This is a genomic window from Sphingopyxis flava (assembly GCF_900168005.1).
Lineage (GTDB): Bacteria > Pseudomonadota > Alphaproteobacteria > Sphingomonadales > Sphingomonadaceae > Sphingopyxis > Sphingopyxis flava.
Map to the genome: position 1 here is coordinate 1 of NZ_FUYP01000064.1, position 5,833 is coordinate 5,833.

The 5,833-nt window shown below is 62.5% G+C and carries 5 protein-coding genes, 1 tRNA gene and 1 pseudogene; 3 read left to right on the top strand and 4 right to left on the bottom strand.

Annotated elements, in window-relative coordinates; genetic code table 11:
- Nucleotides 1-443: 443 nt before the first annotated feature.
- The 3 genes from B5X69_RS20020 (at nucleotide 444) to B5X69_RS20030 (ending at nucleotide 2,899) form a co-directional block, all read left to right on the top strand.
- A complete protein-coding gene (locus B5X69_RS20020) occupies nucleotides 444-1,082 on the top strand; it encodes a peroxiredoxin (RefSeq protein ID WP_079640262.1) in 639 nt (212 codons plus the stop codon).
- Between the two features lie 243 nt (nucleotides 1,083-1,325).
- Nucleotides 1,326-2,768, top strand: coding sequence for a coniferyl aldehyde dehydrogenase (locus B5X69_RS20025; protein ID WP_079640263.1), 1,443 nt, complete (start codon nucleotides 1,326-1,328; stop codon nucleotides 2,766-2,768).
- Nucleotides 2,769-2,814: 46 nt separating this feature from the next.
- Nucleotides 2,815-2,899, top strand: a tRNA-Leu gene (locus B5X69_RS20030).
- A gap of 528 nt (nucleotides 2,900-3,427) precedes the next feature.
- Here B5X69_RS20030 and B5X69_RS20035 read toward each other — a convergent pair.
- From B5X69_RS20035 to B5X69_RS20050, 4 genes and pseudogenes are all read right to left on the bottom strand, one after another.
- Nucleotides 3,428-4,555 (bottom strand): annotated as a pseudogene (locus B5X69_RS20035) (recombinase family protein); the annotation flags it as partial.
- Between the two features lie 18 nt (nucleotides 4,556-4,573).
- Nucleotides 4,574-4,840 carry a hypothetical protein gene (locus B5X69_RS20040; protein WP_139375905.1) on the bottom strand — a complete coding sequence of 89 codons (267 nt, stop codon included), beginning with the start codon at nucleotides 4,838-4,840 and terminating at the stop codon, nucleotides 4,574-4,576.
- Between the two features lie 105 nt (nucleotides 4,841-4,945).
- Entirely contained in the window at nucleotides 4,946-5,239 is a 294-nt protein-coding gene (locus tag B5X69_RS20045) for a type II toxin-antitoxin system RelE/ParE family toxin (protein WP_079640265.1), read from the bottom strand.
- Nucleotides 5,236-5,505, bottom strand: coding sequence for a CopG family ribbon-helix-helix protein (locus B5X69_RS20050; protein ID WP_079640266.1), 270 nt, complete (start codon nucleotides 5,503-5,505; stop codon nucleotides 5,236-5,238). Before B5X69_RS20050 ends, B5X69_RS20045 begins: the two co-directional genes overlap by 4 nt.
- Between the last annotated feature and the right edge of the window lie 328 nt (nucleotides 5,506-5,833).

Consider the following 5,833-nt stretch of genomic DNA (forward strand, 5'->3'; position numbering starts at 1 on the left):
GATAATAGCGTCGCTCATGCTCGAGACGGCATGACGTTCGACTTGGGTTTCGACCATCGCGATCATGGCGAGATGCGGGAAGTGCCGGCGCTCAAATGCCCCCTCCTAGCTGGAGCACCCTGAATCAGCTCGGCACTTCAAACGCCACCCCAGTTTGTTAACCTGAAGCGATTGCCCTGGGCAAGCGGGACAGAGCGGGCCCCCGCCGTCCGCCCTTGCAATCGCGGCCTTGACCCAAGAGCGCGCTTTTCTGGCATGTTCGGGGCGTCTGGACCCTTGCGCGGGGTCACGGAGAATTGCGATCTGGGTGAGCTTGCAAACTTTCCCTCACGGGATGCACCCTCCTTCAAAAGGGCAACCCTTTCTGAATGAGGCCAAAGGAACACTTGTTTGGTCCGACTCCGTTCGGGGGCACAGAATGCCCGCTATCAGGAGGTAGGAAAATGACCATTCAACTCGGACAGATCGCGCCCGATTTCGAGCAGGACAGCACTCACGGCCCCATTCGCTTCCACGAGTGGCTCGGTTCGTCATGGGGGCTGTTCTTCAGCCATCCCAAGGATTTTACGCCGGTATGCACGACCGAGCTCGGCGAGGTCGCGCGATTGCGCCCCGAATGGGACAAGCGCGGCGTGAAGCCGATCGGCCTGTCGGTGGATCCCGTTCACTCGCATAAGAGCTGGGAAGAAGACATTGAAGACACCCAGGGGCAAAAGCTCGACTTCCCCATGATCGCCGACGCGGACCAGAAGGTTGCAACGCTCTACGGCATGATCCATCCCGACGCCGATCCAACGGTCACCGTGCGCGCCGTCTATGTGATCGATTCCAACAAGAAGGTCCGGCTGATCCTCACCTATCCGCCCAGCACCGGACGCAATTTCTCGGAAATCCTGCGCGCCATCGACAGCCTGCAGCTGACCGACGCCCAGTCGGTGGCAACACCGGTGAACTGGACGCCGGGCGAAGAAGTCATCGTCTCTCCAAAGCTTTCGGACGAGGATGCGAAGCGGCGCTTCCCTCAAGGCTTTCGTACCCTCCGGCCGTATCTGCGTTACGTTGACCTTGAGAAATCGAGCTGAACGGCACCGTGCCTGAAGGGCGCTGACGGCATCTCGCCGCCGGGGAGCGCTCTGACGCTGAAGTGGGCGCGCGTCTCGCTCGATAGCTTCCGCGGGGTTTGCCTCGGGAGAGCAGGTCGCTGCCAGGGATAATTCGCCGCGAGGCGGGTGACGGGTTTGACAAGTCGGGAAATCTGGTTGCACCCTGCAACCTGATCGTCGGCTTGATCCGACGCGCGAATCAGCATGGGGGGAGCAAGGGATATGGCGCCGGCAATCGAGAGCGAAGCGCAGCGCATGAATGAGGTGCTTGCGGCGCAACGGTCGAGCTTCACGGCGGCCATGCCCGAAAGCCTCGCCGTGCGAACAGACCGCATCGACCGCGCGCTTGCTCTGCTTATCGACCATGCTGATGCGTTTGCAAAAGCGGTGAGCGAAGATTTCGGACACCGCAGCCGCGAACAGACGCTGATGACCGACATCCTCCCCTCGGTCAGCGCCCTGAAGCACGCGAAGAAGCATATGACGAACTGGGCAAGGGGAGAGAAGCGCAAGCCGACCTTCCCGCTCGGCCTGTTGGGGGCCAAGGCGGAAGTCGTGTTTCAGCCCAAGGGCGTCGTCGGCGTGGTCTCGCCGTGGAACTTTCCGGTTGGCATGGTCTTCGTGCCGATGGCGGGCATCCTCGCCGCCGGAAACCGCGCGATGATCAAGCCGAGCGAATTCACCGAGAATGTCTCCACGTTAATGGCGCGCCTCGTTCCCGACTATTTCGACGTGACCGAGATGGCGGTCTTCACTGGCGGGGCCGATGTTGGCGTGGCATTTTCGCGCCTCGCATTCGACCATCTGATCTTCACAGGGGCGACGAGCGTGGGCAAGCACATCATGCGCGCCGCGGCGGACAATCTGGTGCCTGTGACGCTCGAACTCGGTGGCAAGTCGCCGACCTTCATCGGGCGCAGCGCTGACAAGACTCTTGCGGGTCAGCGCGTCGCGATGGGCAAGCTGATGAACGCCGGGCAGATCTGCCTCGCGCCCGACTATCTTCTCGTTGCAGAGGAGCAGGAAGGCGACGTGATCAACAGCGTCACCAAAGGTGCGGCCGCGCTCTATCCGACGATGCTGGCCAATGACGATTACACCTCGGTCGTGAACGGCCGCAACTACGACCGGCTTCAGTCCTATCTGACAGATGCGCGCGAGAAGGGAGCCGAGGTGATCGAGGTCAATCCTGCGAACGAGGATTTCGCGAGCGCCAACGGGCACAAGATGCCGCTGCACATTATTCGCAATCCGACCGATGATATGAAGGTGATGCAGGAGGAGATTTTTGGGCCCATTCTGCCAGTGAAGACCTACCGGTCGATCGATGATGCAATCGATTATGTGAACGCGCACGACCGCCCTCTTGGTCTCTATTATTTCGGGCAGGACAAGAGCGAGGAGGAGCGCGTTCTGACGCGGACGGTTTCAGGCGGGGTCACGGTCAATGACGTCCTGTTTCACAATGCTATGGACGATCTGCCTTTCGGCGGTATCGGCCCCTCGGGGATGGGCAATTATCACGGACTCGATGGCTTTCGCACCTTCAGTCACGCGCGCGCTGTCTATCGCCAACCAAAGCTCGACGTTGCTGGCCTCGCGGGGTTCAAGCCCCCCTATGGCAAAGCGACCGCGAAGACGTTGGCGCGACAGCTCAAGAAATAGCTTGGCAAGCGGCAGCGCTTCGCCTTAGGGGAGGCGCCGTCCACGGGCCCCTGTGGTGAAATTGGTAGACGCGCTCGACTCAAAATCGAGTTCCGCAAGGAGTGCTGGTTCGAGTCCGGCCAGGGGCACCATTTCGGTCCAAAAGCCCGAGTCCCTAGCACCGCCGCCTCTACGCCAGAAGCGGCGGTGAGGGTTCGCAGCAACTCAGAGCGTGTGCCGCGGATTCGCACGTCGGTCTTGCTGAACACCTCGACACGCTGCGCCACGGCCCGGATATGGTTGCGCGCATAGGAGCCGTCGTCCTGGCGAAGCTTGCGCCGGGCGGCCAACGCAAAGGCGTGAAGGCTCTCGACCGTGATCTCCGGGCTGATCTTCTCGATATGCGCGACCGCGCGCTCGGCATCGCCTCTGGCCTGGTCGCGGAGAGCAGTCAGGTCCGCGATCCGTGCCTTGAGCGATGAATCGCCCATATCGACCAGCCCGTTCTCGATCGCCTCATAGAGCCGGGAGAGTTTGGTCTCGGCCTCCGTCGCCCGCCGTTCCATCTCGGCGACGTGCTGACGGCGCTCCGTCACCCAATCCTCCCGCCGCGCGATAAGCTGGTCCATCAGCACTTCGAGCCGCGCGGGATCGAGCAGCCGCTTCTCCAGATGGTCGATCACGGCCTCGTTCAGCCGGTCCATCGGGAGCGAGATGCCGGAACAGCCTGTTTTCCCCTTCGTGGCCCTGGTCGCGCAGGTGTAGTAGCGATATTCCCGACCGCTTCGGCTGGTGCCGGTGCGTAGCGTCATTGCGCCGCCGCAGCAGGCGCAGAAGCAGATGCCGGTCAGCAGCGTCGATCCCCCGACCGCGCGCGGCGGCATCATCTTCGGGCTGCGTGCTTTGAGGGACCGCTGCACAGCCTCGAACTCCGCCACCGAGACGATGGGCGGCACTTCCATGATGGCGTGTTCGGCCTCGGGCTTCCGGCGCTTCTTCTTGACGTCATAGGTGTTGAAGCGGTGCCGGCCGATATAGGTCGTCCGGGTGAGCACCTGATGCACCGTGCCCTTGCCCCAGCGTCCACCGTAGCGGGTGCGGATATTATTGTCGTTGAGCCAGCATGTGATCGCCATGACGCCCATCGGCCCGGAACCATCGGCGCCCTCCAGCGCCAGGCGGAACATCCGGCGCACCGTTTCCGCATGGATCGGGTCGATCTCCAGCTTCTTCTTGACCTTCGTGCCGCGCTGTTCGGCATCGACCACGCGGTAGCCGATCGGCGGACGCGCGCCGTTCCAGAAGCCCTGTCGCGCATTCTCGTTCATCGCCCGAAGCGTATGCTTGGCGGTTTCCTTCGACTGATATTCGTCGAACAGCGTCATGATCCTCCGCATCATCTCGCTCGCCGGATCGTCGCCGAGAACCTGCGTGATCGAAACGAGCTGCACGCCATTCTTCGCCAGCTTGCGGACGTAGAACTCGAACTGGAACTGATCGCGGAAAAAGCGCGAGAAGCTATGGACGACCACCACGTCGAACGCAGGCGGCTTTTCCATCGCGACGTCGATCATGTCCTGGAAAGCGGGGCGCCGATCGTCCGTCCCTGAGACGCCCGGCTCGACGAACTCGGCCGCGACCTCCCAGCCTTGTGAGAGGCAATAGCTCTCGAGTTGACGGCGTTGATCGGGGATCGACAGATCATGGTCCGCCTGGCGCGGCGTAGAGACGCGCAGGTAGAGCGCGGCGCGGGCCGTCGCCACGACGGGCGCCGCATCCTCTTGTGGTTGCCGGACGGCGCTGGTCATGACGCTTTGCTCCTTACTTCATGGCAAGGGACCGAACAGCGCGTCCAATTCCTTGCGTAAATGGCTTTCGATGACGCGAAGCTCGGCGTCGCCGATGGGAACTTGCTCGGGCCAATCGTCGGTGACGACGATCGGGCCATCGTCGGACGTCCGGGATCGGGCCGCCGCGCGCCGTTGCGGCTGCGGCTGCATATAGTCGTGCAGGTCCGCGAGACCTTCCGACCATCGGCGGGGCGCGCGGCGGCGACGTTTGCGAGGCAGGGCCATAGACTCGCGCTGGCCCACGATGGCGCCCGGCGCAAATGACAACGTCCGGCGTAGTTGAGATAAGTGCTTGCGGCGGTTCTTTGCGGTGTGCCGCTACTGATCATGCCTGCCTGCACCACCGCCTCAATTTTCCGAATCGAAGCTGCGATTCTCGCGGCAATGCCAGAGGCGCAGAATGAAGATGGTCGTCGACGCGATCTCATAGCGCAGTTCATAGTCGCCCACGATGATCCGGCGAACCTCGCGCGGTTCATAGGCTTCCAGCTTCTCGCCTATCCGGGGATAATCGAGCAGCCGGTCGGGCGCATTGGCGAGTTGCCGGACCACGCGCGCAGCGGCCTCGGGCGCGACGGGGCGGAGATGGTCGTGCAGGCGCACAAGGTCCGAGGATGCCTTGCTGGTCCACTGGAGTTTCATTGGACGGGCGGCGGGAGCGGCCTGTCCGTCCCAAGGCTGTCGGCCCACGCCTGGATCGCCCGATGGTCGATCACGCGCCCGGCGTCCACATCGGCCAGGGCTTCCAGCGTCATCCGGTGGCGTTCTTCCTCCAGATCGACCCAAGCAGCGAGCGCCTGTTTCATCACCCAACCGCGCGAGCGTTCGAGCCGCGCGGCCATCGCGTCCACCTTGTCGGCAAGGCCGAGCGGCACATGCGCGGTCAGCACTTTCGTATCAGTCGCCATGAAGATCACCTCAAATCAGGATGATTAGAAATTAATCGAAAATGCGTTTTGAAGCAACCCCGGATAGTGAGGAAGCGAGCGGACTCGCTGCCTTTCTTGCCGCCCCGCAAGCGGGGCGATCGTTGCTAAGGACAAGCCCTCGCGATCAGGAGGCGGTCGCGTCCGTCAAGGTGGTGTATTTCGGCTGTGGCCGTGGGCCATCGTCAGGCGGCTTTGGCGGTGATGTGTAGGGGCTGATTTTCCTCCTCGATCATGGGTTGGTTGAGCTCGGCCATGCCTTCGATCTGCATGTAGCGATGCTGGAGTTGCCACTCGTCGTTCTGCTCCA